Source organism: Kitasatospora sp. NPDC002551 (genome assembly GCF_040296005.1).
Lineage (GTDB): Bacteria > Actinomycetota > Actinomycetes > Streptomycetales > Streptomycetaceae > Kitasatospora.
Window position 1 is genome coordinate 14,003 of the sequence record NZ_JBEOWI010000006.1, and the last position, 26,592, is coordinate 40,594.

Below are 26,592 nucleotides of genomic sequence, written 5' to 3' on the forward strand. Positions count from 1 at the left end.
TGCGCCTACGCTCTCGCCACCGACCGCCGTACCGGCCAGTAGCGAGGTGCATGTGCGTACCGAGGGTCCCGTCGTCACGCCCCGGCTCCGGGCCGGCCGGGCCGCGCTGGCCGCGAGCTTCCTGCTCCAGGGCGTCACCTTCGCCCTGCTGGTCACCTGCATCCCGGAGATCCAGGACCGGTACGGGCTGGGCGACGCGCTGCTGCCGCTCTTCCTGGCCGCGGTGCCGGTGCTGGCCGGGGTGGGATCGATGGCCTCCGAGCGGCTGGTCCGCCGGACCGGCGCGCGGGCCGTGCTGCGGGTGGTCCAGCCGGCCGTCTGCGTCACCCTGGCCGCCGTCGGCCTCGGCGACGCGCTCTGGCAACTCGCCCTCGCCCTGGGTGCGTTCGGACTGCTGGTCGGCGCGCTGGACGCCAGTATGAACATGCTCGGGGTCGGTCTCCAGCACCGCTACGGCCGCTCGGTGATGCTCGGCTTCCACGCCGGTTTCAGCCTCGGCGGCATCCTCGGCGCGGCCGTCGCCGGCCTCGGCGCGCACTACGGCCTGGGCCTGCCGGTGCTCTTCGGGACGGCGGCCGCGGTGATCGCCCCGCTCGCGCTGCTGGCCGGCACGTACGCCGCCGGTCCCGCCGAACTCGGCGACGCCGTCCGGGAGGCCGCCGAGGCCGCCGCCCGGTCGATCCCCTGGCGTCCGCTGCTGCCGCTCTGCCTGGCGATGGCCTTCGCCTACATCGCCGACGCCTCGGTCTCCAACTACAGCGTCAAGTACCTGACCGACGGGCTGGGCAGTCCCGAGGACGTCGCCAAGCTCTCCTACCTCGGCTACATGCTGGCGATGCTGCTCGGCCGGGCGCTGGGCGACCGCGCCGTGCAGCGCTGGGGCGCCGTGCCGGTGGTGCGCACCGGCGCCGCGCTGGCCGCGCTGGGCTTCGCGGCGGCCGCCGCCGCGCCGGGCGCCTGGGCCGGGATCGCCGGCTTCACCGTGCTGGGCCTCGGGATCTGCGCGATCATCCCGCAGGTCTTCGCGGCTGGCGGCCGGCTCTTCCCGGCCGATTCGGACGCCGCCGTGGCCCGGCTCAACCTGTTCAACTACGTGGGCTTCCTGCTGGGTTCGCCGCTGGTGGGCGCGCTGGCGGACGCGAGTTCCTACCGCTGGGCCCTGCTCGCGCCGATGCTCCTGGTGCTCGCCGTCCTCCCGCTCGCCGACCGCTTCGCCCCGGGCCCGACGGCCCCCGCCCCGGCTCCGGCGGCCGTCTGAACGGCGGTCCGGGATCCTGGCCCGCGCCCCGGCCTCCAGGGCGACCCGCGCCCGGTGCCGGCCGCCGCCCCGGCCGGATCGCGGTCCCGGTGCCCGCGGCCGCACCCGCGCCGACGGCGAACGGGCGCGTCGGGGCCTGACGGCCGTACGGCCGCCGTTCGAGGACCCGTTGCCGGGCCGGGCCGCCCCCACCCACTACGGTGGACGCCATGCCCGAAGCCGAGCGTGACACCTCCTGCGGCCTGCACCTCTTCTGGGACGAGGCGGTCACCGCCTACGACTTCGGCCCAGGCCACCCGATGGACCCGACCCGGCTCGCGCTCACCATGCGCCTGGTGGAGGACCTCGGACTCGCCGCCGGACCGGGTGTCACCGTCCGGGCCGCGCCGCCCGCCGGCGAGTCCACGCTGCGCCTGGTGCACACCGCCGAGTACGTCGAGGCGGTCAAGTACGCCGCCGCCCACCCGGAGCGGCAGGACCCGCGGCACGGCCTCGGTACCGACGACAACTGGTCCTTCCCCGCCGTCCACTCCGCCTCCGCGCTGATCGCCGGCCAGTCCGTCGCCGCCGCCGAGGCCGTCTGGCGCGGCGAGACCCCGCACGCCGTCAACTTCGCCGGCGGCCTGCACCACGCCATGCCCGACCGCGCCTCCGGCTTCTGCGTGTACAACGACCCGGCCCTCGCCATCGCCCGGCTGCTGGAACTCGGCGCCGAGCGGGTCGCCTACGTCGACATCGACGTCCACCACGGCGACGGCGTCCAGCAGGCCTTCTGGGACGACCCCCGGGTGCTCACCGTCTCCCTGCACGAGCACCCCGCCACCCTCTTCCCGCAGACCGGCTGGGCCACCGAGACCGGCGGCCCCGGCGCCGAGGGCTCCGCGGTCAACCTGCCGCTGCCGGCCGGCACCGGCGACACCGGCTGGCTGCGCGCCTTCCACGCCCTGGTGCCCGGACTGCTCGCCGCCTTCCGCCCCCAGGTCCTGGTCACCCAGCACGGCGCCGACACCCACCTGGAGGACCCGCTCGCCCACCTCGCCGTCACCGTGGACGCCCAGCGGGCCATCGCCCAGGAGCTGCACGAGCTGGCCCACGAGCACTCCGACGGCCGCTGGATCGCCCTCGGCGGGGGCGGCTACGCCGTCGTGGACGTCGTCCCGCGGACCTGGACGCACCTGGTCGCCACCGCGGCCGGCCGGCCCGTCGACCCGGCCACCGAGACCCCGGAGTCCTGGCGTGCCGAGGTGTACCGGCGCACCCGCCGTCCGGCCCCGCTGCGGATGACCGACGGCGCCCGGCCGGTCTGGCGCGACTTCGACGCGGGATACGATCCGGCGGACCGTCTCGACCAGGCGATCCTGGCGACCCGCCGCGCCGTTCTGCCGCACCACGGCCTGATGCCCTGATCCGGGCCGCCGAACCGGTGCCTCCACTTGTGAAGACCTGGTGCGTCGTCGCTTTCCGTGCGCACGCCGACTAGTGCAGACCGAGGATCGGCTACGTACTGCAACGGGCTTATCCCTCACCGTCAGAGGACTGCGCTTCCCCCTCTTCCCACTGGTACCACCCATAACTACTCTGGGGATACACGTGTGCCGGTGGAGTCACCGGAGGGGAAGCCGGTGCCTTGCACACGGGTAAGGGTCGGGTGATGGTCATGAGTTCCGGCGAACGCCCCTTGCAGGACGTCGTCTTCCTGACCGTGGCCGAGGTGGCCGCGGTCATGCGGGTTTCCAAGATGACGGTCTACCGGTTGGTGCACAGCGGTGAGCTGCCCGCCATCCGGGTCGGCCGCTCGTTCAGGGTGCCCCAGCAGGCAGTGCACGAGTACCTCAAGGACTCCTACGTGCGGCTCGAGAGCGCGTAGGCGGGCCGGTCCGGTACGGGGTCCACCTCGGTGGGCCCCGTATCCGTTCGCCCCGGATTCGCCGCCTGTTCGCCCGCTTCGGGGAGCGCGATTACGGCCCTGGGCGTGTGGAATGTAGGCTAGGCCCTCCGTCAGTCGTATGGACTCCGTCTCTCACGGGCGAGAGTCTCAGTGAGCGAGGGTTGTTCCGTGGGCTCTGTCATCAAGAAGCGTCGCAAGCGTATGGCCAAGAAGAAGCACCGCAAGCTTCTCAAGCGCACGCGCGTTCAGCGTCGCAACAAGAAGTAAGCGCCCCCGGCCGCGCCTCGCGCGCCCAGCGCTTCGCACCGCCCGTCCCGGTCCTCACGGCCCGGGGCGGGCGGTGTCGTTTCCCGGCCCGCCCGGGCGGCGCGGTACGGTGCACGCAGGTCTCCCGGGCCGAGGAATGGGGTGCAGCGCTGTGGGAACCGTCGTGCTCGTCACCGGCGTGGCCCGCCACCTCGGCGCCCGCTTCGCCGCCGAGCTGCGCCGCCGGGAGGGCGTGGACCTGGTGGTCGGGGTGGACGTGCAGCCGCCGCGCCCGGCGCTGCGCGCGCTCGCGGAGCCGGAGGGGCCCGCCGCGCCGTACCGCTTCCACCAGCTCGACCTGCGCCGTCCCGCGGTGGCCCGGGTGATCGCCGAGCACGGCGTCGACACGGTCGTCCACCTGGCGGTCAGCGCCACCGGGCCGGGCTCCACCCACCGCTCCGCGGTGAAGGAGTCCAACGTGATCGGGACCATGCAGCTGCTCGGCGCCTGCCAGAAGGCACCGGGCGTGCGCCGGCTGGTGGTGAAGTCGACCACCGGCGTCTACGGCTCGGCGCCGCGTGACCCGGCGGTGTTCACCGAGCGGACCCAGCCCAAGGTGCTGCCGGGCGGCGGCTTCGCCAAGGACGCCGTCGAGGTGGAGGGCTACGTCCGGGGCTTCGCCCGGCGCCGCCCGGACGTCGCGGTCACCGTGCTGCGGTTCGCCAACATCGTCGGCCCGGGCGCCGACACCCCGCTCGGCGCGTACTTCGCGCTGCCGGTGCTGCCGACCGTCCTCGGCTACGACCCGCGGCTGCAGTTCGCGCACGAGGACGACGTGGTCGAGGTGCTCTGCCGGGCCTCCTTCCCGGCCGGGCCCGGCACCGTGAACACCGGCACCTTCAACGTCGCGGGGGAGGGCGTGCTGCTGCTCTCCCAGTGCGCCCGCCGGCTGGGCCGGCCGACCCTGCCGCTGCTGCTGCCCGCGGTCAGCTGGATGGCCGGGCTGGCCCGGCAGACCCGGCTGGTCGACGTCTCGCCCGAGCAGCTGCGGCTGCTGACCCACGGCCGGGTGGTGGACACCGCCCGGCTGCGCGAGGAGTTCGGCTACCGTCCGGCGTTCACCACCCCGGAGGCCTTCGCGGACTTCGCCGCCGCGCAGTCGCCCGGCCTGCTGCCCCCGGGCCGGCTGACCGCCGTCACCGACGGCCTGGCCGCGCTGCTGGCCGGGGCCGACGCCGACGCCGCCGGTGCCCGATCGCCCCGACCGCCCCGACCGAGGAGCTGAACCCGCATGAGTGCCGCCGCCGAGAACGCGCCGGGCGAGGCGAAGGTCATCCCGATCGAGTCCGCCCCCAGCTGGAGCGAGCAGCCGCCGGCCGACGGCCCGGGCCTGGCCGACCGGGTCGCCGAGGCCGTCGGCGGCGCGCTGGCCGGGCGGCTCGGCGCCGCCGCGACCCGGGCGTTCGGCAAGGGCTGGGAGGACCGGGCCGCCGACGGCCTGGCCTTCCTGCGCCGCCGGATCACCGGGGACTACGAGGTCGACGAGTTCGGCTTCGACCGCGAGCTCACCGAGGAGGTGCTGCTCGGGCTGCTGCGGCCGCTGGCGGAGACGTACTTCCGGGTGGAGGTGCGCGGGATCGAGAACATCCCGGCCGAGGGCGGCGCGCTGATCGTGGCCAACCACTCCGGCACGATCCCGCTGGACGCCCTGATGACCCAGGTGGTGATTCACGACCACCACCCGCGCCGGCGCCACCTGCGGATGCTCGCCGCCGACCTGGTGTTCGTGCTGCCGGGCGTCAACGAGCTGGCCCGCAAGGCCGGGCACACCCTGGCCTGCAACGAGGACGCCCAGGCGCTGCTGGAGCGCGGCGAGCTGGTCGGCGTCTGGCCGGAGGGCTTCAAGGGGATCGGCAAGCCGTTCTCCGAGCGGTACAAGCTGCAGCGGTTCGGCCGGGGCGGCTTCGTCTCCTCGGCGCTGCGGGCACGGGTGCCGATCGTGCCGTGCTCGATCGTCGGGGCGGAGGAGACCTATCCGATGATCGGGAACTTCCGGACGCTGGCCCGGCTGCTCGGCCTGCCGTACGTGCCCGTCACGCCGACCTTCCCGTGGCTGGGGCCGCTCGGGGCGGTCCCGCTGCCGACCAAGTGGATCATCGAGTTCGGCGAGCCGATCGCCACCGACCGGCACCCGGCGGAGGCGGCGGACGATCCGATGCTGGTCTTCGACCTGGCCGACGAGGTGCGGGAGACCATCCAGCACACCCTCTACCAGCTGCTGGTGCGGCGGCGTTCGGTGTTCTTCTGACGACGGGCGCCCGCGCGGACGCGGACGGGCCCGGCGGACGTGGTGTCCGCCGGGCCCGTTCCGTTCTCCCGCCGGTCCGGTCAGCCGCCGAGGATCCGCAGACCGGGCAGCAGGCCCGGGATCAGCGGAGGCACCTCGACGCCCTGCTGGGCGGCGCCGCTCGCGCTGGGCGCCTCGCTCGGCGAGGCCGGGGGCTGGTCCGGCGCCGGTGCCGGGGCCGGGGCCGCGGGGGCGTCCGCGCTGGGCGAGGGCTTGACACCGGTGAGCCCGCTGGTCAGGTTGTCGACCAGCCCGCCGACCGGCGCCGGGACGACGTCGGCCGGGTTGCTCGGCAGCGGGAGGACCGGTGCGGCGGGCGCCGCCGGGCCGAGGATGCCGCCCTGGGCCGGGACCTGCGGGGTGACGCCCGGCCTGCCGCCGACCGCCCCGGCCGCCGGGCCGCCGGTGGCGCCGCCCTGGGCCGGCGCGTCGCCGACCGCCGGGTTGCCGCCGGGCGCCGTCCCGGCGGACGGTCCGCCCGAGCCGCCGCTGCCCGCGCCGTGGGTCGCGCCGCCCGCCCCGCCTCCGGCCGGCGCACCGCCCTTGGCGGGCTGCTCGACCAGGTGCAGGGGCGCGACGTCCTCACTTATGTCGTCGAAGAGCTGGTCCACCAGGTGCGCCTGCGGGATGAGCTGGACCGGGAGCCGGGACTGCAGCTCGGTCCAGGTGCCGTCGCCGTCCTGGGCGAAGCCGGCCAGGGCGCGCATCGGGTCCAGCGAGCCGTTGTTGCGGTAGACGGCGCGCAGCAGGTCGCGCCCCCTGATCGCGTCGGCGTGCATGGCGTCGAGGGCCCTGCGGACCTGCTCGACGGTGCCCGGGCTGAGCGCGCCGGCGGAGTCCGTCCGGCCCACCAGCGACCTCGCCTCGCCGAGGCGGGTGGAGGCGTTGTCCAGGAGCAGTTCGCCGCGTTCGCTGTCGGAGCCCGCGAGGTTGAGCCGCAGGCCCTCCAGACCGCGCTTCATGCCGTACAGCGGGTCGCCGGGAAGGGCGTTGCCGCTGGCGGCCGCGGCGCCGGCGAAGCTGCCGACCGCGAGGCCGGCGACCAGGCCGCCGATCGCGAACCGGCGGCTCCAGCGTCCGCGCGGCGCGGTGCGCACGGCCCGGTGGCGGCGCTGCCGTGGCACGGTGGCGCCCGGACCGCCCGCGAAGGCCTGCTCGAACGCGGCCATCAGCTGGGCGCGTTGAACGGTCCTGACCTCCCGGTCGAGGCCCGGCGCGGGCAGCGCGCGGAGCGCGCCGACCGTGTCGATGAGTTCCGCCATCGCGGCCGGACCGGCGTTCCCGCCGGCGGTGCTGGCCGTTCCGTCGCCGTCGGCAGCGCGGTGCTCCGCCTGGTGGGCCTCCAGCGCCTCGGCGAAGGCCTTCGCCCGCCGGTGCTCCAGCACGTTTGCCGTCACGGGCCACACCTCCCTTCGTCGTTGTCGACACCCCGGCCTGCCGGACGGTTGCCCCGGCAAGCCAAAGCCACTCCATCGGGTGAGAGGTCGCAATTCGACTTGACCGTACGCCTGGTGGAGGCTTGCACGCTGGCCAACGAGCGGCGCGGGCGGTCGGTTACGCACGGTTGATCACCGGCCCGCCCGTTCACCCGGATGTGTCGGGCCGTCCCGGAAGGTGACGATCCGCGCCCCGGCCCTCCCGGCGCGTCCCCGGACCCCGCCCGGGGGCACCGCCCGTTCACCGCGCGTCGGGCGGGAGCAGGCGGGCCAGGGTGCGCACGGCGCGGTACTGGAGGGTCTTGATGGCGCCCTCGTTCTTGCCCATGATCCGGGCGGTCTCGGCGACCGAGAGCCCCTGCAGGAAGCGGAGGGTGACGCACTCCTGCTGCTGCGGGTTCAGCCGGCGGACGGCCTCCAGCAGGGCGGCGTTGGAGAGCGACTCCAGCACCGACTCCTCGGGGCTGCGCTCGCACTCGTTGGAGTCGAGCATCTCGCCGGTGGTCACCTCCAGCCGGAAGCGGCTGGACTTGAAGTGGTCGGCGACCAGGTTGCGGGCGATGGTCACCAGCCAGGCGCCGAAGTCCCGGCCCTGCCAGGTGAAGGTGCCGATGCGGCGCAGCGCGCGCAGGAAGGTCTCGCTGGTGAGGTCCTCGGCGGTGGCCCGGCTGCCGACCCGGTAGTAGATGTAGCGGTAGACGGTGTCCGCGTAGTGGTCGTAGAGCCGGCCGAAGGCCTCGCTCTCGCCGGCCTGGGCCCGTTCGACCAGCTCCATGATCGGGTTGTGCTCGGTCTCGTAGCCGGGGCCGGTGGTGGTGCGGGCCCGGCTACGGCCGCCGGTGGTGCCGGTGCGGCCGCGGGTGCCGGCGCCGGTCGATCCGGCGGCGGTGGTGCGCAGCAACGGGCCGCCGGCGACGGGGCCGTGGACGGACGGGGCTCCGGCGGGCACCGGCTGGGGGACGGCGGCGAGCTGGCTGCGGAGCAGGCTGCGCAGCAGGTCCAGGCCGGTGGAGATCTGCCGGGGCGGGACCGGGCGGCCGCGGAGGCCGGCGCGGGAGCGCAGGGGCGCGGACGACGGGCGGGAGGGTGCAGGCGCGTCGTTCCGGACGGGTGGGTACACGGGACTCCCAGAGGCAGAACTGTGGACGGATCACCTCCGCCTGCGCGGAGAGCACGCCCGTCCCGCCCGGTCGTACCTGGGGCGGGTGGGTGACGTGCATCCAGGAGAGAATAACGCTTTGTGCAATGACAGCTACACCGTGTGGTCGAAGTGGTCGTTTGGGATCCGCATGGAGTGCATATCCGGCCGACACTGTCCGAACGTGTCGGCGATAGCCTGGCTCAACGTGACAGAACGAGTGCGCCAGGTGACCAATTCGGCGGCGCGGCGGGCGGTTTCCCGGCTCGGTGACCCGATAATCCCCGACTTTGGCGAGTCGGCGAACGATCAGATCCGGTCACCGGGCGGCGAGTTCGGTCGTGAGGTCCGGACGGCCCCGCGACGCGCGGGAGTTCGCCCGTACGAGCGGCCTGGTCAGCGGGCGGATTGACCGCCCTCACCCCGGCGGGCGGCGGCCGGACGGGCGGCCGCGGAGCGGCGCCGGGGCCCGGCCCGCCCCGGGTGCGGCGGCTCAGCCGCGGTGCCGCCGGTGCAGCGCGACCCCGGCCGCGGCGGCGCCGGCCGCCACGCCGAGCGCGGCGGCCGCGGGCAGGCCCACCCGGGCCGCCTTGCGCCCGGTGCGGAAGTCCCGGACCCGCCAGCCCTGCGCCCGGGCGTGCCGCCGCAGCGCGCCGTCCGGGTTCACCACGTACGGGTGGCCGACCAGCGAGAGCATCGGGATGTCGTTGGCCGAGTCGCTGTAGGCGGCGCACCGGTCGAGGTCGAGCCGCTCGCGCCGGGCCAGCGCCCGCACCGCGGCCGCCTTGGCCGGCCCGTGCAGCAGGTCGCCGACCAGCCGGCCGGTGTACGCGCCGTCGCGCGCCTCGGCCACCGTGCCGAGCGCGCCGGTCATGCCGAGCCGGGCCGCGATGATCCGGGCCACCTCCACCGGGGCGGCGGTGACCAGCCAGACCCGCTGCCCGGCGTCCAGGTGCATCTGCACCAGCGCGCGGGTGCCCGGCCACACCTTGTCGGCGATGACGTCCTCGAAGACCTCCTCGCAGAGCGCCTCCAGGTCGGCGGTCCGCTTGCCGGCCACCACGCCGAGCGCGGTGTGCTTGGCGTCCGCCACGTGCTCCGGGTCCTCGGCGCCGTGCACCCGGAACCAGGCCTGCTGCCAGGCGAACCGGGCGACGTCCCGGCGGCTGAGGAAGCCGCGCCGGTAGAGGCCGACGCCGAGGTAGAAGATCGCGGCGCCGCGCAGGATGGTGTTGTCGCAGTCGAAGAACGCGGCGGCGCGCGGGTCGTCCGGCTCGGGTGTGTGGTTGCCCACAGGAGCCTTGGGAGCCCTGCCGCGCCTGGCCGGCTGCGCCTGCTCGGCCGCTCGGTCCCCTTCGGCGGGCCGTGCCTCCCCGGCCGGCGGGCCCTCCCCGGCCTGCCCGGGCTCCCCGGCGGGCCGTGGCACGGCCCGCAGCGCGGCCTCCGCCGCCTCGGCCGCGGCCTCGCCCGCCAGGGCGGTCCGCGCGCTGGTGGAGCGCCTTGTCTGGAGGAGCCTTCGGAGCACGGCCATGTCACCGAGCATAGCCAGCCACCTGGGCGGGGGCCGTGACGGCGGCGTGCCCGGGGGGTGAACGGGAGGAAGGCCGGTCGTGTCCGGCCCGTCGTGTAGGGGCGTCGCACAATGGCGGGGTGAGCCCACTGCTGCGACGCGACAAGAAGCCCGAGCCGAAGCCGGCCGACCGGACCGTGACCCTGGTGGCCAAGCCCGGCTGCCACCTGTGCGACGACGCCCGGGAGGTGATCGTGCGGGTGACGGCCGAGCTGGGCGCGTCCTTCGAGGAGAAGGACATCACCCAGGACGAGGAGCTCTACCGGCGCTACTGGGAACAGATCCCGGTCACCCTGATCGACGGCCGCCAGCACGACTTCTGGCGGGTGGACGAGAAGCGCCTGCGCACCGCCCTCGGCGCCTGATTCCCCGAGCCCCGCCCCCGCCGTCCGGCGGGGGCGGTTCGCCGAATCGTTGCGAAGATTCCGCGTGCTCGGCTTGGGACGCCGCCCGTCGGTCGGCTTACGATCGAACTCGTTTGCGCCCATGGGGGGCTGAGCACGCGAGGAGTGCCGCCATGCTTCCCGGCCCTTCCCCGGCAGCGCCCGCCGACCCGCCGGCCGCGCGCGGGGGCTTCGCCGTGGTCGACGTGGAGGCGACCGGCCGCAGCCCCTGGCGGCACCGGGTGGTCGAGGTGGCCGTGGTGCTGCTGGACGAGCGGCTGCGCCCGGAGGGCGAGTTCTGCACGCTGCTCGACCCGCTGGGCCCGGTCGGCCCGACCCACGTGCACCGGATCGCGCAGGAGGACGTTGAGGGCGCCCCGCGGTTCCGCGAGATCGCCCCGAGGCTGCTGGAGCTGCTGGCCGGCCGGGTACTGGTCGGCCATCACGTCACCTGCGACCAGGCCTTCCTGGACCGCGAGTTCGCCCGGATCGGGGTGCCGCTGCCGGCGGTGCCGCTGCTGTGCACCATGCGGCTGGCCCGCGCCCACCTGCCGCAGGCCCGCGGTTTCGGGCTGGCGGCCTGCGTGGAGGCGGCCGGCCTCGGCGGCTTCGCGGCGCACACCGCGCTGGGCGACGCCCGCGCCACCGCCGGCCTGCTGCGGCACTGCCTGGACGCTCCGTCCTGCCCGCCGGGGGACTGGACCGGGCCGCTGCGGGAGGCGGCCCGGGTGCCGTGGCCGAGGCTCGGGCGGGCGCGCTCGCGCCCGTCGGGCGAGCCGGTCCCGCTGGTCCTGCGCGACCCCTTCCGCCCGGCTCCCGTGCCCGCCCCGCGCGACCTGCCGGACCGTCTTCCGTACGGGTCCCGGCCACCCGCTGCACCGCCCCCGGCGACGGCCCGGAAATCGGCCGGTGCTATGGGGTCCTCGGCGTGATGCGCATCACTGTGCGGGGACAAATCGGACACCATCTTTGTGCACACGTTCACAAACGCATAGCCTGGCTGCCAAAGCCCAGCTTCACCCACAGGAGCACCGTGGCAATCGGCCGATCACCACAGAGCAGTTCGCAGACGCCCGACCCGGGCGCCGCGCGCCGACCCTCGCGTGCCCGGGGCATCCCGGAGGCGACGGTCGCCCGGCTGCCCCTCTATCTGCGTGCGCTCACCGCGCTCTCCGAGCGCTCGGTGCCGACCGTTTCCTCCGAGGAACTGGCCGCCGCGGCCGGGGTGAACTCCGCCAAGCTCCGCAAGGACTTCTCCTACCTGGGCTCCTACGGCACCCGCGGCGTCGGCTACGACGTCGAGTACCTCGTCTACCAGATCTCCCGCGAGCTGGGCCTGACCCAGGACTGGCCGGTCGTCATCGTCGGCATCGGCAACCTCGGCCACGCGCTCGCCAACTACGGCGGCTTCGCCTCCCGCGGCTTCCGGGTCGCCGCCCTGCTCGACGCCGACCCGGCCGTGGTCGGCAGCAGCGCGGCCGGCCTGCCCGTGCGCCACATGGACGAACTGGAGTCCATCGTGGAGAGCCAGCACGTCTCGATCGGCGTCATCACCACCCCGCCCGGTGCGGCCCAGCAGGTCTGCGACCGGCTGGTCGAGGCCGGCGTCACCAGCATCCTGAACTTCGCCCCGACCGTACTGACCGTCCCGGACGGGGTGGACGTGCGCAAGGTGGACCTCTCCATCGAGCTGCAGATCCTCGCCTTCCACGAGCAGCGCAAGGCCGGCGACGAGCCGGACCGCACCGAGTCCGTGCTCGACCGGGCCCCCGGCCCGGTCCGGGCCGCCGCCGCCAAGCTCCGCCGGGCGGCCGGGGGCAGCGGCAAGACCCGCCCGGCCGCCGAGGACGCGGACCCGGCGGCGAAGGGCAAGCCCGGCAAGGCCGGCGAGGGCGAGCTGTCCGCGGTGATGCCGGCATGAGCACCGAGATTCGTGGGACCAGGGAGCGGGCGTGAGTCTTCTCGTCGTAGGGCTGAGCCATCGCACGGCCCCGGTCGGCGTGCTGGAGCGCGCCGCGCTGACCGGTGGGGTGCCGACCCGGCTGCTGCACGACGCGGCCGCGTCCGCGACCGTCGCCGAGGCCGCGCTGCTGAACACCTGCAACCGGATCGAGCTGTACGCCGACGTGGACAAGTTCCACGCCGGCGTCGCCGAGCTGTCGCTGCTGCTCGCCCACCACAGCGGGGTGGACCTCGAGGAGCTGACCTCGCACCTCTACGTCCACTACGAGGACCGGGCCGTCCACCACCTCTTCTCGGTGGCCTGCGGCCTCGACTCGATGGTGGTCGGCGAGGGCCAGATCCTCGGCCAGCTGCGCGACGCCCTGGCCAAGGCCCAGGAGGAGCACACCGCCGGGCGCGGCCTGAACGAGCTGTTCCAGCAGGCGCTGCGGGTCGGCAAGCGGGCGCACAGCGAGACCGGCATCGACAAGGCCGGCCAGTCGCTGGTGACCTTCGGCCTGGAGCAGGTCGCGGCCGGCGCGGGCGAGATCGCGGGCAAGCGGGCGCTGGTGGTCGGCGCGGGCTCGATGAGCTCGCTGGCCGCCGCCACGCTGGTCCGCTCGGGCGTGACCGACCTGCTGATCGCCAACCGGACGCCGGCCCGCGCCGAGCGGCTGGTCGAGATCCTCGGCACCGACATCGCCCGCACCCTGGAGCTGGCCAAGGTGCCCGAGGCGCTGGCCGACGTCGACCTGGTGATCTCCTGCACCGGTGCGGCCGGCGTGGTGGTCAAGGCCGACGACGTCGCCGCCGCGGTCGCCGCGCGCGGCGGCGCGGCCCCGCTCGCCTTCCTCGACCTCGCCATGCCGCGCGACGTCGACCACGCCGTGCACGAGCTGCCCGGCGCGCTGCTGGTCGACCTGGAGAGCCTCTCGCACGCCCACGCCGCCACCCCGGGCGCGGGCGACGTCGACGCCGTCACCGGCATCGTCGCCGACGAGGTCACCGCCTTCGGCGCCGCCCAGCGGGCCGCGCGGATCGCCCCGACCGTGGTGGCGCTGCGCGCGATGGCCTCCGAGGTGGTCGCCGCCGAGCTGGGCCGCCTGGACTCCCGGCTGCCCGGACTGGACGAGCGCTCGCGCGCCGAGATCGGCCAGACCGTCCGCCGGGTGGTGGACAAGCTGCTGCACGCGCCCACCGTGCGGGTGAAGCAGCTGGCCGCCGAGCCGGGCGGTGCCTCCTACGCGGAGGCCCTGCGCGAACTGTTCGACCTCGACCCGGCCGCCGTGCACGCGGTTTCGGGCACTCCGATCGGCGCCCAGCAGCCTGCGGGCGGGGGCGCCGGATGAACCGTCAGCCATCCCACGAGTACCACCGGGACGATCACCTCATGAATGGTCAACCGCTCACCGGCCACACGTCGGACGCCACCGCGACACCCCTGCGGCTCGGCACCCGGCGCAGCGCGCTCGCCATGGCCCAGTCGGGCATGGTCGCCCGCGAGGTGACCCGCCTCACCGGACGCCCCGTCGAGCTGGTGGAGATCACCACCTACGGCGACACCTCCCGCGAGGCGCTGGCGCAGATCGGCGGCACCGGGGTGTTCGTCTCCGCGCTGCGCGACGCGCTGCTGGAGGGCCGGATCGACTTCGCCGTGCACTCGCTCAAGGACCTGCCGACCACGGCCCCCGAGGGCCTGGTGCTGGCGGCCGTCCCGCAGCGCGAGGACAGCCGCGACGCCCTGGTGGCGCGAGAGGGCCTGGCGCTCGGCGAGCTGGTGGAGAAGCTGGCCGGCTCCGGCCGCGCGGCCCGGGTCGGTACCGGCTCGCCGCGCCGGATGGCGCAGCTGAACGCCTGGGCCCGGGCCAACGGCGTCCGGCTGGAGACGGTCGCGATCCGCGGCAACGTGGACACCCGGATCGGCTTCGTCACCTCCGGCGAGCTGGACGCGGTGGTGCTGGCCACGGCCGGCCTGAACCGGCTCGGCCGGGCCGCCGAGATCACCGAGCACCTCGACCCCGAGCTGATGATCCCGGCTCCGGGCCAGGGCGCGCTCGCCGTCGAGTGCACCCCCGCCGCTGTGCTCCCGGACGGGAGCGGACTGGCCGCCGCGCTGTCGGCCCTCGACCACGCCCCCACCCGGGTCGCGGTGGCCGCCGAGCGCGCCCTGCTGTCCACCCTGGAGGCCGGCTGCTCCGCTCCGGTCGCCGCGCTGGCCGGCTGGGAGCACCAGACCGAACTGCGGCTGGAGGGCGTGGTCGGCACCGTCGACGGCGCCACCCTGCTGAAGATGTCCGCCCACGGTCCGATCGTCCTCGACGAGACCGCCGAGCAGCAGGCGGCGGCCCTCGGCCGCGCGCTGGCCGCCCGGCTGCTCGACGCGGGCGCGGCCGCCCTGATGGGGGAGCGAGCCCGATGAGCCCCACCACCGCCACCGACGGCCCGTTCCCGGCCGACAGCCCGTTCGGGGGCACCGTCCCCGCCACCGGCCGCTGCACCTTCCTGGGCGCGGGCCCCGGCGACCCGGGCCTGCTGACCCTGCGCGCGGTCGAGGTGCTGGCCTCCGCCGACGTGCTGGTCGCCGACCCGCTGACCGCCGCCGCCGTGCGCAGCCACTGTCCGTCCGGCGTGCAGGTGCACGCCCCGGGCGCGGAGGGGCCGGACTTCGACCTGGCCGACCTGGTCGCCGAGGCCGTGCGCTCCGGCAAGCACGTGGTGCGGACCGTCGACGGCGACCCGGGCCTGGACGGCTGCGCGGCCGAGGAGATGCTCGGCTGCGCCGGCGCCGGGATCGCCTTCGAGGTGATCCCGGGCGTCGCCCAGTCGGTCGGCGTACCGGCCTACGCGGGCGTGCCGCTGCGCGGCGCGGCCGGCACCGACGTCCGCTTCGTGGAGGCCGCGGCGCTGCTGGCCGGCTCCCCGGTGGACCTGGGCGCGCCGGAGACCACCCTGGTGGTGCGCACCACCCTGGGCCAGCTGCCGGCCACCGCCAACGCGCTGGTCTCCAACGGCCGCAAGCCGGACTCCGCGCTGAGCGCGACGCTCTCCGGCACCACCACCCGCCAGCGCACCTTCACCGCGACCCTGGCCTCCATCGCGGCGGACCTCAAGGCCGCCCGGGTGCTGCCCTCGCCGGTCTCGGCCCCGGTGGACCCGGCCACCGCGGTGATAGCCGTGGTCGGTGAGCAGGTCGCCCACCGCGCCTCGCACTCCTGGTTCGAGACCAAGCCGCTGTTCGGCTGGAACGTGCTGGTGCCGCGCACCAAGGAGCAGGCCTACGGCCTCTCCGAGCAGCTGCGCTCGTACGGCGCGGTGCCGCAGGAGGTGCCGACCATCGCGGTCGAGCCGCCGCGCACCCCGCAGCAGATGGAGCGCGCGATCAAGGGCCTGGTCACCGGCCGCTACGAGTGGATCGCCTTCACCTCGGTGAACGCGGTGCGCGCGGTGCGCGAGAAGTTCGAGGAGTACGGCCTGGACGCCCGGGCGTTCGCCGGGATCAAGGTCGCGGCGGTCGGCGAGAGCACCGCGCAGGCGCTGGTGGACTTCGGCGTGAAGCCGGACCTGGTGCCGTCCGGTGAGCAGTCCGCGGCCGGGCTGCTGGAGGACTGGCCGCCGTACGACCCGGTGTTCGACCCGATCGACCGCGTGCTGCTGCCGCGCGCCGACATCGCCACCGAGACCCTGGTGGCCGGCCTGGTCGAGCTGGGCTGGGAGGTCGACGACGTGACGGCGTACCGGACGGTGCGCGCCTCGCCGCCGCCGGCCGAGACCCGTGAGGCGATCAAGGGCGGCGGTTTCGACGCGGTGCTGTTCACCTCGTCCTCGACCGTGCGGAACCTGGTCGGCATCGCGGGCAAGCCGCACAACGTGACGGTCATCGCCTGCATCGGTCCGGCCACCGCCAAGACCGCCGAGGAGCACGGCCTGCGGGTCGACGTGATGGCCCCGGCACCGTCGGCCGCCGCGCTGGCCCAGGCACTGGCCGACTTCGGGGCCAAGCGCCGGGACACCGCGACCGCCGCGGGGGAGCCCGTCTACCGCCCCAGTGAGCGCCGTCCCGGCTCGCGCCGCAAGGCCGCGCGCTGACGTAGAGACCGGGGGCGGCCCGACCGCCGCCCCCGGCACCGCACATCGTCCGGAGAGAGAAGCCGTGTCCGCCGAATTCCCGTACGTCCGCCCGCGCCGCCTGCGCTCGACCCCGGCGGTGCGCCGGCTGGTCGCCGAGACCCGGCTGCACCCGGCGGAGCTGATCCTTCCCGCCTTCGTCCGCGAGGGCATCACCGAGCCGAAGCCGATCTCCTCGATGCCGGGCGTGGTCCAGCACACCCGGGACAGCCTGCGCAGGGCCGCGGCGGAGGCCGCCGAGGCGGGGATCGGCGGCATCATGCTGTTCGGCCTGCCCGAGGTGAAGGACGCCGACGGCTCCGAGGGGACCAACCCGGACGGCATCCTCCAGCAGGCGATCCGCGACGTGGTCGCGGAGGCCGGCGACCGGCTCGTGGTCATGTCGGACCTCTGCCTGGACGAGTTCACCGACCACGGCCACTGCGGCGTGCTGGCCGAGGACGGCTCGGTGGACAACGACGCCACCCTGGAGCGCTACGCCGAGATGGCCGTGGTGCAGGCCGAGGCCGGCGTCCACATGGTCGGCCCGTCGGGCATGATGGACGGCCAGATCGCGGTGATCCGCCGGGCGCTGGACGAGGCGGGGCACCAGGGCGTGGCCGTCCTGGCCTACACCGCCAAGTACGCCTCCGCGCTGTACGGTCCGTTCCGCGAGGCCGTCAACTCCTCGCTCAAGGGCGACCGCAAGACCTACCAGCAGGACCCGGCCAACGCCCGCGAGGCGCTGCGCGAGCTGGAGCTGGACCTCGCCGAGGGCGCCGACATGGTGATGGTCAAGCCCGCCATGCTCTACCTGGACGTCCTGCGGCAGGTCGCCGACGTCTCCCCGGTGCCGGTCTCCGCGTACCAGATCTCCGGTGAGTACGCGATGGTGGAGGCCGCCGCCGCCAACGGCTGGATCGAGCGCGAGCGCACCATCCTGGAGACCCTCACCTCGATCCGCCGGGCCGGCGCCGAGCAGATCCTCACCTACTGGGCCGTCGAGGCCGCCGCGCTGCTGAAGTAGGGCCGCGCGCGCCGAAGGCCGGGCCCCTCCGACGGGAGGGACCCGGCCTTCGGCGTGCCCGCCGTCAGTCGCCGAGGTGGGCGAAGCCCTCCACGCCGCCGACGAGGTCGGTGGAGGTGGCGGCGCCGAAGCCGTGGGCGCCGGTCTTGATGTGCGAGGTGTGGGCGACGCCCCACCACTCGCCGGCCGCGAACACCGGGTCGGCGGAGGCGACGAACTCGCCGCCGCCGGCGAGGCCGACGTGGGCGGACGCCGCCGGGGCGGCGAGGCCGGCCAGCGCCAGCGCGCCGATGGCGGTCAGGGTGATCTTGCCCAGCGTGCTCTTCATGGATCTGCCCTTTCTTCCGGAGCGCCCGGTGCGGACGCTCTGCTTGTGGGGGTGTGCCCGGACGCCCGGAGGGCCCGGGGACCAGACGTCCCCGGGCCCTCCGTCGCGCCGTGCGGCTGGATCAGCCGATCAGGTGCGAGACACCCGCGTCGCCCGAGGACTGGGTGTTCTGGCCGACGTTGCAGATCTGCTTCGGGGTGCTGTTGAGGATCGGAACCTCGACCGGGACGGCGATGCCCAGGACGCCGACCGCGACGTTGTGGATCTCCGGCAGGCAGATGTTCGCGTTGTCGAGGGTGTGGAAGTTCGGGCTGTGGTCGCCGTGGGTGCCGGTCTGGTTGGTGCCGCCGTTGCCCTGGGCGGAGACGGCGGCGCCGTCCGAGTCGGCGATGGCCGCGGCCGAACCGGCGGACATCGCGATGGCGGCGGCGGCCAGGCCGGCGGCGGCGAGGGACTTCTTGATCATTTCGGTGTTCCTCTCGGGGGGTGAATCGGGGAGCGATTCGAAGGTGGTCGGTTCGGTCGGAAGGGGTGACGCTGCCGGGACGGGCGGGTCAGCCGATCAGGTGGGAGACGCCCGCGTCGCCCTTGGACTGGGTGCCCTGGCCCTGGGTGCAGTACTGCTTGCCGCCGCTGTTGGCGATCGGAACCTCGACCGGGACGGCCACACCGAGCACGCCGACGGCGATGTTGTGGATCTCGGGCAGGCAGATGTTCGCGTTGTCCAGGAAGTGGAAGTTCGGGCTGTGGTCGCCGACGGTGCCGGTGAAGTTGGTGCCGCCGTTGCCCTGGAACGACCCGGCGGCGCCGTCCGCGTCGCCGATGGCCGAGGCCGGCGCCGCGGCGGCCAGCGCCGCGGCGGCCAGGCCGGCGGCGGCGAAGGACTTCTGGATCATGGGGAGATCCCTCTCTGAAAAGCTCGGTTTCCGTGCGGTTTCCGTGCGTACAACGCGTACAACGCCCAGACCCGGTCTGCGGTCACTGACGTTCAGATCAAAGAATCACGGCACGGAAGGTTACGGGGATTTTGGAAAAGAGTCCGGGAGGCGCGGCGGGCAACGGTTTCCGGTCGGATTATTAACCCGAAGTGGTTAACCGTCGCTATCGGGGACACCGCTCGCTCGTTGAGCCCGTTGCTTTCGGCTGCGCCCGCGCAGCCGTCTCCCCATGGATCTCCAGTACGGACAGGCAGAACGGTGAAAAGCATGAGGTTCTCCAAGCGGGCCGGCGCGATGCTGCTGGCGGTCGGTGCGGGCGTGCTCGCCTCCCAGGGGGCGGCGTCCGCCGCCCCGGTCAGCCCCGAGCAGGTCGGGGCGCTGGAGGACCAGCTGGCCACCCAGCAGGTGCCGGTGGACATCCCGCTGGCGCCGCTGGACAGCCGGATCTCGGCCGGCATCCCGTCCTCGCTGCTGATGCCGCAGGCGCCCGGCCACACCACCGGGGACGCGCTGATCCCGGAGCGCATCGTGCCCGGGGTCGACATCGGCAAGGTCGGCCCGACCGCCAAGGCCGAGCTGCCGCTGCCGCTGCTCGACCGGGGCACGGACCTCGGCGAGCTGCTGCTGGACGCCCCGGCCGCGCCGCTGCACGCCGAGACCCCCGGGATCGGCCTCGGCAAGCCGCTCTCGCTCGTCGAGGACGGCACCGGCCAGCTCGCCGACGGCCGGCTCAAGGTCGGCGAGATCGACCCGCGGCTGCTGACCGGCGCGGTCCAGGCGGTGCCCGGCGCCAAGGCCACCCTGGGCAACGAGGACGAGCGGATCTCGGTGACCGACTCGGTGGGGAACCTGGCCACCACGGCGACCGCCACCACCACGGGCGTCGTCCAGGAGAGCGGCGTGGCCGGTCTCGCCCAGCTCTAGGACTCCTGCGCGACGGCGAGAGCCCGGCACCCCCTCGCGGCGGGGTGCCGGGCTCTCGCGCGTGCGGCGGCGGCTCAGCCGGGCAGCACGCCGAGCAGTCCGCCGACCAGCGGCAGGTCGCGCGGGCCGCCGCCGGCGCTGAGCGGGCCGGTCAGCGTCCCGGTGCCGATCGGCCCCAGGCCGGAGTTCTCCGGCTGGACGGTCGCCCCGTTGTTCAGCACGTCGGCCGAGGAGTTGGCCCACGGGTCCAGCCGCAGGTCCTTGAGCGGCGCGATGCCGTAGCCGAGGCCGGTCGTGGTGCCGCCGAGCGCCTGGGCCAGGTCGGTCTTGGTCAGCGCGGCGCCGCCGCCTGCCGGGGCCGCGTGCGCCGCGCCCGCGCCGCCGAGCAGCATCGCGGCGCCCAGGGCGGCGGCGAGGCCGGCCCCGCTCTTCGTCGAAATCATGGGCAATCACCTTCGGGGGGAGGGGGTCCCGGGCGAGCCGACCGCGCCCGGGTACGCCGAACCGCCCCCCGGCCGTGGGACCGGGGGGGCAGTGCGGAGGGAACGCGTGCCGATCGGGATCAGCAGTCGTCCTCGTCGTGGTGCTGGTGCTCGTGGTGCTCGTGCTCCGGGGCCTCCTGCTTCGGGGCGTCGGCGTTGATGCAGGTGTTGCCGAACGCCGGGTTCAGCAGGCCGACCAGGTTGATGGAGTTGCCGCACAGGTTGATCGGCACGTGCACCGGGACCTGGAGCTGGTTGCCGGAGACGACACCGGGCGAGCCGGCGGCGACGCCCTCGGCACCGGCGCTGGCGGCGGCGCCGCCCGCCGCACCCAGCACCAGGCCGGCAGCGGCGGCGGAGAGGACGGCGGCCTTCTTCACGTTCTGCATGGGGGTTGATCTCCTCGATCACACGCGGGTTGAGCGGGCCGCGCCCCGCCCGGTGGCGGAGTGCGGCACGAGGGCGGGGAAGCGGTGGCCGCCGGTTCGGTGGCCGCCGCTTCAGCCGGCGTTGACGCAGGTGTTGCCGAACGCCGGGTTCAGCAGGGCGATGATGTCGATGCTGTTGCCGCAGAGGTTGATCGGCACGTGCACCGGGACCTGGATCTGGTTGCCGGAGATGACACCCGGGGAGCCGGCGGCGACGCCCTCGGCACCGGAGCTGGCCATCGCGCCGCCGGCCGCACCGACCACCAGGCCGGCGGTGGCGAGAGACAGGACGGCGGCCTTCTTGAGGTTGCGCATGTGTTCTTCCTCCGTATTCTTCCCGACCGTCTGTGGAAATAGTCGGGAGCCGGGCGCGGGGAAATCCTGGCCCGTTGGCTTCTGGAAATGCCGTGATTGTCACTCGGGCGGCCCAGCTGGCGCGTGTCGCCCATGGCTCGGGCGATGAGCGGCCGCCGCGGCACCGTGCGCCGCGAATTCCTCCCGCACGGCCGGGAGGCATTCGAATCGACGCGCGACCGGGAGAATTCCGGACGGGTTTGGACCGGCGGCGGATCTCCTCGTCGTAGCGGGGCGGGTGGAGCGTGTTCCGACTGGAGAACGAGGCAGGGTGCCGGCGGAAACGGCCGGATCCCGGTGTCACCCGATTGCCCGGCCCCGGGGTTCCGTTCCTCCGGACGGGTGACAACCGGGGTGCCCTCGCAACCGGTCCGAGCGGGTCTCGTTGGAGATGTCGCACTCCCCGTGCATCTCTGTCGAACAGTCAGGAGGCTCCCATGAGCATCAAGAAGACGGCCGCCGTCGGCGCCGCTGTGGTCGGCATCGTCGCCGCAGGTGCCGGCACCGCGATGGCCAGCTCCGGCGCGGAGGGCGTTGCCGCCGGTTCCCCCGGCGTCATCTCCGGCAACCAGCTGCAGATCCCGGTCCACATCCCGGTGAACCTGTGCGGCAACACCATCGACATCATCGGCATCCTGAACCCGGCCTTCGGCAACACCTGCGTCAACAACGGCTGATCAGCCGCTGGTCCGGCCGGTGCGAGCCGCCGCTCCCGTACACCCCTCCAGGGTGTGGGGCGGCGGCTCTCGGCGTTCCCGGGGCCGCGCCGGGTCCGGTCGCCGGTGCGCCGGCCCGGCTCCGGCGGCCCACCGGGCCCGGCGCCGTCCACCCGCACGGTTGATCCGTCCCCGACCTGCCGTCCGTCCGCCGGGCGGGCTCCCCGCCCGTCCGGCGGCGGTCGTGTCGTAGGCTCGGCCGGCGTCGCGCTGTCGGTCGGCGCACCGGTCACGAGTGGGGCGGGGAGTACCAGAGCTGATGAGCGCGGCATCGAGCACCGAGTCGTCGGGCGGTGGCGCGGGCGTGCCCCCGTCGCCCGCCACCCCGTCGACGCAAGCCCCGGAGGCTTCGGAGGCGTCGGAGACTTCGGGGGAGCGGGCGGCGGAGGGACGGGCCCCGGGCCGCTTCGGCGCCGCGGTGGACCGCTACGCGCCCGCGCTCGGCGCGTACGCGGTGGTCAAGGCGACCGGCCTGACCGTCTTCCTCCTCCTGCTCTCGCACACCGAGGACTTCCTGAAGAAGGACGCGGGGCGCGGCGGCGGCGCCCGGCCGTGGGACGTGCTCGGCACCTGGGACGGCATCTGGTACCAGCGGATCGCCGAGAACGGCTACGACCCGCAGCTGATCCCGCTGCACGGCTACCCGCTGGCCACCTACTACGAGAACTCCTCCGCGTTCTTCCCGCTCTACCCGTGGCTGATGCGGCTGGTCGGGACGGTCACCGGGCTCGGCCCGTACGGCTCGGGCATCGTCGTCTCGGTGCTCGCCTCCTTCGTCGCCGCGGCCGGCATCTTCGCGGTCGCCGAGCGGCTCGGCGGCTTCCGGGCCGGCGTGATCGCGGCGGTGATCTGGGGTCTGTTCCCGGGCTCGGGCGTGGAGTGGGCGGTCTACTCGGACTCGCTGTTCGTCGCCCTCTCGGCCTGGGCCTGCTACTGCGTGATGACCCGCCACTGGATCGCCGCCGGGGTGCTCGCCCTGGTGGCCGGCCTCAACCGGCCGACCGCGGCCGCGCTGATCGCGGCCGTCTCGATCTCCGCGCTGGTCGCCCTGGTGCGGCGCACCGACGGGGTGGCCCGCCCGCTGACCGCGATGCTGATCACCCCGTGGGGCCTGCTCGGGTACGTCGCCTGGGTCGGCTACCGGATGGGCGACTGGACCGGGTACTTCAAGCTCCAGCGCGGCGCCTGGAACCGCTACTTCGACTGGGGCGCGTCCACCGCCCGCAGCACCCTGGACACGGTCACCGGTCACTGGACGTTCTGGCAGTCCAACCCGGCGCCGGACCTCATCGCGGTGGGCCTGCTGATCGCCCTGCCCGGGCTGCTGGTGCTGCTGTTCCGGCTGCGGCCGCCGCTGGTCCTGGTGCTCTACACGCTGCTGACCGTCTTCATGGCGCTGAGCAGCAACCAGATCTACGGCAACATCTCGCGCTACCTGCTGCCGGCCTTCCCGCTGTTCATCGGTCTGGCGGTGGCGCTGCGCCGGCTGCGGCCGTCGACGCTGGGCGGCCTGGTCGCGATGCCGGCGGTGGCGGCCGGCTGGTACGCGGGCTACGCCCTCTTCGAGCTCGGCATCCCGTAGGCCGCCGGCGGGCCCCCGGGCGGGCCCCCGGGCGGGCCCCCGGGCGGGCCCCCGGGAGGGCCCCTCCGGCAGGCCCCGGCCCCCGGTTCCCGGCTCCGGAGGGCCGCGTAACCTCGACGGCATGACGACCAGCCGCACGCCGCCCGTGCGTCAGATCCGCGACCTCTCCGGTCTGCTGGACCACGCCAGCCACGTCCTGGCGACCCGGATGGCGGCGGCGTTCACCGAGCTCGGCGTCACCCCGCGCGCCTACTGCGTGCTCTTCCACGCCCTGGCGGCCGAGCGCACCCAGATCCAGCTGGCCGAGCTGGCCGGCCTCGACAAGACCACCATGGTGGTGACCGTCGACGAGCTGGAGCGGGCCGGACTGGCCGAGCGCCGCCAGGCCGAGGCCGACCGCAGGGCCCGGATCGTACGGGTCACCGAGGCGGGCGGGCGGGCCGTCGAGCGGGGCACGGCGATCGCCGACCGGGTGCACCGGGAGGTGCTGGACACGCTGCCGCCGGACGAGCGGACCGTCTTCGTCAGGGCGCTGACCCGGCTGGTGGGAGGGGGAGGGGCGCTGGCCGATCCGGTCGGGGGCGAGCGGACGGTGCGCCGGGCCCGCCGCCCGCGCGGCTGAGGGCCGCGCCGCCGCCCGGAGCTCAGGCCCGGGCGCGGCGGTAGTCGGTTTCCGGTCGGCTTGTATGCTCCACCTGGCGCCAGGGGGGACGTCCTGGCCGCTGATCGTTCGATGGCACAGCCGTGAAGAGGTGCGGGGATGTCGGGTCGCCGAGACAGGAGTCAGCCCAGCGTGGCCCGGCCGCGTCCGGAGGGCTCGACCGGCTCGGCGGGTTCCACCGGTGCCCGGAGCGGCTCGTCGGGCGGCGAATCCACCGGTTCGGTGCCGGCGCCCCGGCCGGGCGGCCGGGCCGAGGCCCGGCGGGCGGCGCAGTCCAAGGGCGGCCGCGGCGGGCAGGGCGGCGACGGCGGGGCGGCCGGTCAGGGTCACCGCAGGGCGGGCGGGCGCGGCAAGAAGCCCCAGCGCAACGTCAAGAAGATCGTCGGCTGGACGGCGGTCGGCGCCCTGGTGCTGATAGCCGGCACCGGCGGCGCGATCTACTTCAAGCTCAACGGCAACATCAAGACCATCGACTCGGACGCGCTGAGCAAGGACCGCCCGCCGGAGGCCGCCGCCGACGCCAACGGCAACAAGCCGGTGAACATCCTGCTGATCGGCTCCGACAGCCGCGGCGGCAGCAACTCCGACCTCGGCGGCGGCGACACCGACGGCGCCCGTTCGGACACCACGATCCTGTTGCACGTCTACGCCGACCACAAGAACGCGATCGGCGTCTCGATCCCGCGCAACACCCTGGTCACCATCCCGCCGTGCAAGCTCCCGAACGGGAAGTGGACCAAGGAACAGAAGGGCAAGGACGTCCTGTTCAACGCCGCGTTCACGGTGGGCGAGTCGCCGGACGGCAACCCCGCCTGCACTCAGAACACGGTGGAGAAGCTCACCGGCATCCGGGTCGACCACACCATCGTGGTCGACTTCCAGGGCTTCGCGGCGATGACCAAGGCCGTCGGCGGTGTCGAGGTCTGCCTGCCCAAGGACATCTACCAGAGGGACCTCAACGAGAAGCTGCCCACCAAGGGCTCCCTCGTCCTGAAGAAGGGCCAGCAGAAGGTCGAGGGCCAGCAGGCGCTCGACTACGTCCGGCTGCGGCACGGCATCGGCGACGGCTCCGACATCGGCCGGATGAAGCGTCAGCAGGCCTTCATGAGCTCGATGATCAGCACGGTGAAGAAGAAGGGCCTGGAGCCCACCACCCTGCTGCCGCTGGCCGACGCCGCCACCAAGTCGCTGCGCGTCGACGAGGGGCTCAACACCGTCGACAAGCTGATGTCCTTCGCCCTGTCGCTGAAGAACATCGACCTGCACGACCTCAAGTTCGTGACCCCGCCGTGGCGTTACAACGAGGCCAACCTCGACCTGGTGAAGCCGGACGCGGACCGGCTGTGGGAGGCCATCCGCGCCGACCGCACCCTGGACGGCAAGGACGCCACCGGCCAGCAGCCCGACGCGCCCGCCACCCCCGAGGCGCCGGCCACCCCGGAGGCCCCGCCGACCACCACGGCCCCCGCGCACACCGCCCCGGCGGCCCCGGTCAAGGTCGCGGTCTACAACGGAACGACCGTCAACGGCCTGGGTGCCAAGGCGGGAGACGCCCTGAAGGCGGCGCAGTTCACCGTCACCGGGGTCAACCAGGCGAAGTCCACCAACAAGGCCACCACCACGATCGAGTACGGCGCCGGGCAGAAGGCCAACGCCGAGAAGGTCGCCGCGCTGTTCCCCGGGGCCACCCTCGCCCCGATCTCGGCGGCGGGCATCAACGTCGTCCTGGGCAAGGACTACGCCGACGCCAACGGCGGCGCCGGCACCACCGCCCCCGGCGCCTCGACGGCCCCGGCCGCACCCGCCCCGCTGCCGACCTCGGTCACCGAGGAGGCCCGCTCGGCGGACGACGACATCTGCGCCAACACCACCTACGGCTCGGGCGGCTGATCCCCCGTGGGCACGCGGGAGGGGCCCCGGCCGGTCGGCCGGGGCCCCTCCCGCGTTCACGTGAAGGTCAGGGCCAGACCAGGCAGTACAGCTGGTGGCCCGCGTCGTGCAGGCGGTTGGCGAAGTCCTGCCACTCGTGCAGCATGCTGTAGATCACGAAGGCGTCGCGCGGGCCCCGGCGGTCGGGGACGGTGGACCAGATGAAGGCGGCGGCGCCGAGTTCGGTCTCGTCCGCCTTGCGCAGCGGTTCGACGACGTTCTGCGGCAGCTGGACGACGGCGTAGTCCGGGTGCAGCACGACCAGTTCCAGCGGCGGCACCTGGTGCAGCGGCACGCCCTGGATGCCGGTGAGGACCATGGCGCTCATGGTCTCCGGCTTGATCTTGGTGGAGAGGTGGCCGTTGGGGGAGCCACTGGTCTCCATCAGGTCGCCGAGCCGGCCGAGTGAGCCGAGCTCGCCCGCGTCCAGTCCGAGCCCGCCCGGCCCGAGGGCGGTCGGGACCCGGGCCGCGGTCGCCCGGTCGGGTGCGCCGAAGTACTTGTACGTCACCCCCACGCGTCCCTCACCCCGCCTCTCACGGCCACGGCCGCTACGCCCCGTTCCCGCTCCCGTACCCCCGCGTGCGGCCTCGGTGGGCCGGCGGGGGCCACCCGCGGCCTCGTCGTGGCCGTCCTGCGCCTCGGACACTCGGACCATCCTCACCGGAATTCGCCGGAATCGACAGACCCCCGCACGTCCGTGTCCCTCCGGACGTGCTCCTTACCCGTCATGCGCCGCCGTACCCAGTCGCGGTACGCGGCAGTCCTCTCCACACCCCTGCATCGACCCGGAGCGCCCGTCCGTCCTCGCGGCCGGAGGAACTCCGGAGACACTCTGGGTACATAGTCTGACTGGTCCGGGTAGCCGGCGCAGCCAGGGGTCCCGTTGTACGGATAACCGTACAGACTCGG

28 protein-coding genes are annotated in these 26,592 nt (G+C 74.4%); 18 read left to right on the forward strand and 10 right to left on the reverse strand.

The genetic code is table 11. The features are described 5' to 3' along the window. Positions 1 to 52 precede the first annotated feature (52 nt). The 6 genes from ABT093_RS07900 (at position 53) to ABT093_RS07925 (ending at position 5,700) form a co-directional block, all read left to right on the forward strand. On the forward strand, positions 53 to 1,258 hold the full coding sequence (locus tag ABT093_RS07900; RefSeq protein ID WP_350561597.1) for an MFS transporter: 1,206 nt from the start codon (positions 53 to 55) through the stop codon (positions 1,256 to 1,258). Positions 1,259 to 1,467: 209 nt separating this feature from the next. Then, complete coding sequence (locus tag ABT093_RS07905; protein ID WP_350561598.1) at positions 1,468 to 2,664, forward strand: acetoin utilization protein AcuC; 1,197 nt, start codon at positions 1,468 to 1,470, stop codon at positions 2,662 to 2,664. A gap of 251 nt (positions 2,665 to 2,915) precedes the next feature. Continuing rightward, positions 2,916 to 3,125 (forward strand): helix-turn-helix domain-containing protein, encoded by a 210-nt coding sequence (locus tag ABT093_RS07910; RefSeq protein WP_329885539.1) that lies wholly within the window; start codon positions 2,916 to 2,918, stop codon positions 3,123 to 3,125. A 189-nt stretch (positions 3,126 to 3,314) separates the two neighbouring features. Next, a complete protein-coding gene (locus ABT093_RS07915) occupies positions 3,315 to 3,413 on the forward strand; it encodes a 30S ribosomal protein bS22 (RefSeq protein WP_003948845.1) in 99 nt (32 codons plus the stop codon). A gap of 151 nt (positions 3,414 to 3,564) precedes the next feature. Then, complete coding sequence (locus ABT093_RS07920; protein WP_350561600.1) at positions 3,565 to 4,677, forward strand: NAD-dependent epimerase/dehydratase family protein; 1,113 nt, start codon at positions 3,565 to 3,567, stop codon at positions 4,675 to 4,677. A gap of 6 nt (positions 4,678 to 4,683) precedes the next feature. Continuing rightward, on the forward strand, positions 4,684 to 5,700 hold the full coding sequence (locus tag ABT093_RS07925; RefSeq protein WP_350561602.1) for a lysophospholipid acyltransferase family protein: 1,017 nt from the start codon (positions 4,684 to 4,686) through the stop codon (positions 5,698 to 5,700). 80 nt (positions 5,701 to 5,780) lie between these two features. Here ABT093_RS07925 and ABT093_RS07930 read toward each other — a convergent pair whose 3' ends face one another. From ABT093_RS07930 to ABT093_RS07940, 3 genes are all read right to left on the reverse strand, one after another. Continuing rightward, complete coding sequence (locus ABT093_RS07930; RefSeq protein WP_350561604.1) at positions 5,781 to 7,136, reverse strand: DUF5667 domain-containing protein; 1,356 nt, start codon at positions 7,134 to 7,136, stop codon at positions 5,781 to 5,783. A 280-nt stretch (positions 7,137 to 7,416) separates the two neighbouring features. Further along, positions 7,417 to 8,190 carry an ECF subfamily RNA polymerase sigma factor, BldN family gene (locus tag ABT093_RS07935; protein WP_350561953.1) on the reverse strand — a complete coding sequence of 258 codons (774 nt, stop codon included), beginning with the start codon at positions 8,188 to 8,190 and terminating at the stop codon, positions 7,417 to 7,419. 616 nt (positions 8,191 to 8,806) lie between these two features. Continuing rightward, positions 8,807 to 9,844, reverse strand: coding sequence for an HAD family hydrolase (locus ABT093_RS07940; RefSeq protein ID WP_350561606.1), 1,038 nt, complete (start codon positions 9,842 to 9,844; stop codon positions 8,807 to 8,809). Positions 9,845 to 9,963: 119 nt separating this feature from the next. Between ABT093_RS07940 and ABT093_RS07945 the strand changes: the two genes are divergently transcribed. The 7 genes from ABT093_RS07945 (at position 9,964) to hemB (ending at position 17,338) form a co-directional block, all read left to right on the forward strand. Beyond that, the gene (locus ABT093_RS07945) at positions 9,964 to 10,248 is read left to right on the forward strand and encodes a glutaredoxin family protein (RefSeq protein ID WP_350561608.1); all 285 of its coding nucleotides are present in this window, start codon (positions 9,964 to 9,966) and stop codon (positions 10,246 to 10,248) included. A gap of 152 nt (positions 10,249 to 10,400) precedes the next feature. Further along, a complete protein-coding gene (locus tag ABT093_RS07950) occupies positions 10,401 to 11,198 on the forward strand; it encodes a 3'-5' exonuclease (RefSeq protein WP_350561610.1) in 798 nt (265 codons plus the stop codon). Positions 11,199 to 11,299: 101 nt separating this feature from the next. Further along, entirely contained in the window at positions 11,300 to 12,187 is an 888-nt protein-coding gene (locus ABT093_RS07955) for a redox-sensing transcriptional repressor Rex (RefSeq protein ID WP_350561612.1), read from the forward strand. A gap of 31 nt (positions 12,188 to 12,218) precedes the next feature. Then, the gene (locus ABT093_RS07960) at positions 12,219 to 13,556 is read left to right on the forward strand and encodes a glutamyl-tRNA reductase (protein WP_350561614.1); all 1,338 of its coding nucleotides are present in this window, start codon (positions 12,219 to 12,221) and stop codon (positions 13,554 to 13,556) included. A 41-nt stretch (positions 13,557 to 13,597) separates the two neighbouring features. Beyond that, positions 13,598 to 14,626, forward strand: a complete 1,029-nt coding sequence (gene hemC / locus ABT093_RS07965; protein WP_350561616.1) for a hydroxymethylbilane synthase — start codon at positions 13,598 to 13,600, stop codon at positions 14,624 to 14,626. Further along, positions 14,623 to 16,293, forward strand: a complete 1,671-nt coding sequence (locus ABT093_RS07970; RefSeq protein WP_350561619.1) for a bifunctional uroporphyrinogen-III C-methyltransferase/uroporphyrinogen-III synthase — start codon at positions 14,623 to 14,625, stop codon at positions 16,291 to 16,293. Before hemC ends, ABT093_RS07970 begins: the two co-directional genes overlap by 4 nt. 64 nt (positions 16,294 to 16,357) lie before the next feature. Then, positions 16,358 to 17,338, forward strand: coding sequence for a porphobilinogen synthase (hemB, locus tag ABT093_RS07975; RefSeq protein WP_350561621.1), 981 nt, complete (start codon positions 16,358 to 16,360; stop codon positions 17,336 to 17,338). 64 nt (positions 17,339 to 17,402) lie between these two features. Here hemB and ABT093_RS07980 read toward each other — a convergent pair whose 3' ends face one another. The 3 genes from ABT093_RS07980 to ABT093_RS07990 form a co-directional block, all read right to left on the reverse strand. Next, positions 17,403 to 17,666 (reverse strand): hypothetical protein, encoded by a 264-nt coding sequence (locus ABT093_RS07980; RefSeq protein WP_350561623.1) that lies wholly within the window; start codon positions 17,664 to 17,666, stop codon positions 17,403 to 17,405. Between the two features lie 121 nt (positions 17,667 to 17,787). Further along, positions 17,788 to 18,132, reverse strand: coding sequence for a rodlet layer protein (locus tag ABT093_RS07985; protein ID WP_350561625.1), 345 nt, complete (start codon positions 18,130 to 18,132; stop codon positions 17,788 to 17,790). Between the two features lie 88 nt (positions 18,133 to 18,220). Next, positions 18,221 to 18,562, reverse strand: coding sequence for a rodlet layer protein (locus ABT093_RS07990; RefSeq protein ID WP_350561627.1), 342 nt, complete (start codon positions 18,560 to 18,562; stop codon positions 18,221 to 18,223). A gap of 309 nt (positions 18,563 to 18,871) precedes the next feature. On the opposite strand from ABT093_RS07990, the gene ABT093_RS07995 reads away from it, so the two are divergent. Then, positions 18,872 to 19,528: a hypothetical protein gene (locus ABT093_RS07995; protein WP_350561629.1), complete on the forward strand. Its 657-nt coding sequence runs from the start codon at positions 18,872 to 18,874 to the stop codon at positions 19,526 to 19,528. A gap of 74 nt (positions 19,529 to 19,602) precedes the next feature. Here ABT093_RS07995 and ABT093_RS08000 read toward each other — a convergent pair whose 3' ends face one another. The 3 genes from ABT093_RS08000 to ABT093_RS08010 all read right to left on the reverse strand — a co-directional run bounded on the left by ABT093_RS08000 (position 19,603) and on the right by ABT093_RS08010 (position 20,753). Then, entirely contained in the window at positions 19,603 to 19,971 is a 369-nt protein-coding gene (locus tag ABT093_RS08000) for a hypothetical protein (protein ID WP_350561631.1), read from the reverse strand. Between the two features lie 119 nt (positions 19,972 to 20,090). Continuing rightward, positions 20,091 to 20,399 (reverse strand): chaplin, encoded by a 309-nt coding sequence (locus ABT093_RS08005; protein ID WP_350561633.1) that lies wholly within the window; start codon positions 20,397 to 20,399, stop codon positions 20,091 to 20,093. A gap of 111 nt (positions 20,400 to 20,510) precedes the next feature. Further along, a complete protein-coding gene (locus ABT093_RS08010; protein WP_350561635.1) occupies positions 20,511 to 20,753 on the reverse strand; it encodes a chaplin in 243 nt (80 codons plus the stop codon). Positions 20,754 to 21,229: 476 nt separating this feature from the next. Between ABT093_RS08010 and ABT093_RS08015 the strand changes: the two genes are divergently transcribed. From ABT093_RS08015 to ABT093_RS08030, 4 genes are all read left to right on the forward strand, one after another. Further along, on the forward strand, positions 21,230 to 21,469 hold the full coding sequence (locus ABT093_RS08015) for a chaplin (RefSeq protein WP_350561637.1): 240 nt from the start codon (positions 21,230 to 21,232) through the stop codon (positions 21,467 to 21,469). Positions 21,470 to 21,767: 298 nt separating this feature from the next. Further along, a complete protein-coding gene (locus ABT093_RS08020) occupies positions 21,768 to 23,090 on the forward strand; it encodes a putative hexosyltransferase (RefSeq protein ID WP_350561639.1) in 1,323 nt (440 codons plus the stop codon). A gap of 121 nt (positions 23,091 to 23,211) precedes the next feature. Beyond that, positions 23,212 to 23,712, forward strand: a complete 501-nt coding sequence (locus ABT093_RS08025) for a MarR family winged helix-turn-helix transcriptional regulator (RefSeq protein WP_350561641.1) — start codon at positions 23,212 to 23,214, stop codon at positions 23,710 to 23,712. A 171-nt stretch (positions 23,713 to 23,883) separates the two neighbouring features. Continuing rightward, positions 23,884 to 25,641, forward strand: coding sequence for an LCP family protein (locus ABT093_RS08030; RefSeq protein ID WP_350561644.1), 1,758 nt, complete (start codon positions 23,884 to 23,886; stop codon positions 25,639 to 25,641). A gap of 67 nt (positions 25,642 to 25,708) precedes the next feature. Here ABT093_RS08030 and ABT093_RS08035 read toward each other — a convergent pair whose 3' ends face one another. After that, positions 25,709 to 26,338, reverse strand: coding sequence for a hypothetical protein (locus tag ABT093_RS08035; RefSeq protein ID WP_502884156.1), 630 nt, complete (start codon positions 26,336 to 26,338; stop codon positions 25,709 to 25,711). Positions 26,339 to 26,592 lie beyond the last annotated feature (254 nt).

What these genes read in the sequence shown, in the direction of transcription:
- ABT093_RS07905 (WP_350561598.1), top strand. Translation starts at nt 1,468, where the DNA reads ATGCCCGAAGCCGAGCGTGACACCTCCTGCGGCCTGCACCTCTTCTGG.
- ABT093_RS07910 (WP_329885539.1), top strand. Translation starts at nt 2,916, where the DNA reads ATGAGTTCCGGCGAACGCCCCTTGCAGGACGTCGTCTTCCTGACCGTG.
- ABT093_RS07925 (WP_350561602.1), top strand. Translation starts at nt 4,684, where the DNA reads ATGAGTGCCGCCGCCGAGAACGCGCCGGGCGAGGCGAAGGTCATCCCG.
- ABT093_RS07940 (WP_350561606.1), bottom strand. Translation starts at nt 9,844, where the DNA reads ATGGCCGTGCTCCGAAGGCTCCTCCAGACAAGGCGCTCCACCAGCGCG.
- ABT093_RS07950 (WP_350561610.1), top strand. Translation starts at nt 10,401, where the DNA reads ATGCTTCCCGGCCCTTCCCCGGCAGCGCCCGCCGACCCGCCGGCCGCG.
- hemC (WP_350561616.1), top strand. Translation starts at nt 13,598, where the DNA reads ATGAATGGTCAACCGCTCACCGGCCACACGTCGGACGCCACCGCGACA.
- ABT093_RS07970 (WP_350561619.1), top strand. Translation starts at nt 14,623, where the DNA reads ATGAGCCCCACCACCGCCACCGACGGCCCGTTCCCGGCCGACAGCCCG.
- ABT093_RS07980 (WP_350561623.1), bottom strand. Translation starts at nt 17,666, where the DNA reads ATGAAGAGCACGCTGGGCAAGATCACCCTGACCGCCATCGGCGCGCTG.
- ABT093_RS07985 (WP_350561625.1), bottom strand. Translation starts at nt 18,132, where the DNA reads ATGATCAAGAAGTCCCTCGCCGCCGCCGGCCTGGCCGCCGCCGCCATC.
- ABT093_RS07990 (WP_350561627.1), bottom strand. Translation starts at nt 18,562, where the DNA reads ATGATCCAGAAGTCCTTCGCCGCCGCCGGCCTGGCCGCCGCGGCGCTG.
- ABT093_RS07995 (WP_350561629.1), top strand. Translation starts at nt 18,872, where the DNA reads ATGAGGTTCTCCAAGCGGGCCGGCGCGATGCTGCTGGCGGTCGGTGCG.
- ABT093_RS08000 (WP_350561631.1), bottom strand. Translation starts at nt 19,971, where the DNA reads ATGATTTCGACGAAGAGCGGGGCCGGCCTCGCCGCCGCCCTGGGCGCC.
- ABT093_RS08005 (WP_350561633.1), bottom strand. Translation starts at nt 20,399, where the DNA reads ATGCAGAACGTGAAGAAGGCCGCCGTCCTCTCCGCCGCCGCTGCCGGC.
- ABT093_RS08010 (WP_350561635.1), bottom strand. Translation starts at nt 20,753, where the DNA reads ATGCGCAACCTCAAGAAGGCCGCCGTCCTGTCTCTCGCCACCGCCGGC.
- ABT093_RS08015 (WP_350561637.1), top strand. Translation starts at nt 21,230, where the DNA reads ATGAGCATCAAGAAGACGGCCGCCGTCGGCGCCGCTGTGGTCGGCATC.
- ABT093_RS08020 (WP_350561639.1), top strand. Translation starts at nt 21,768, where the DNA reads ATGAGCGCGGCATCGAGCACCGAGTCGTCGGGCGGTGGCGCGGGCGTG.
- ABT093_RS08025 (WP_350561641.1), top strand. Translation starts at nt 23,212, where the DNA reads ATGACGACCAGCCGCACGCCGCCCGTGCGTCAGATCCGCGACCTCTCC.
- ABT093_RS08035 (WP_502884156.1), bottom strand. Translation starts at nt 26,338, where the DNA reads ATGGTCCGAGTGTCCGAGGCGCAGGACGGCCACGACGAGGCCGCGGGT.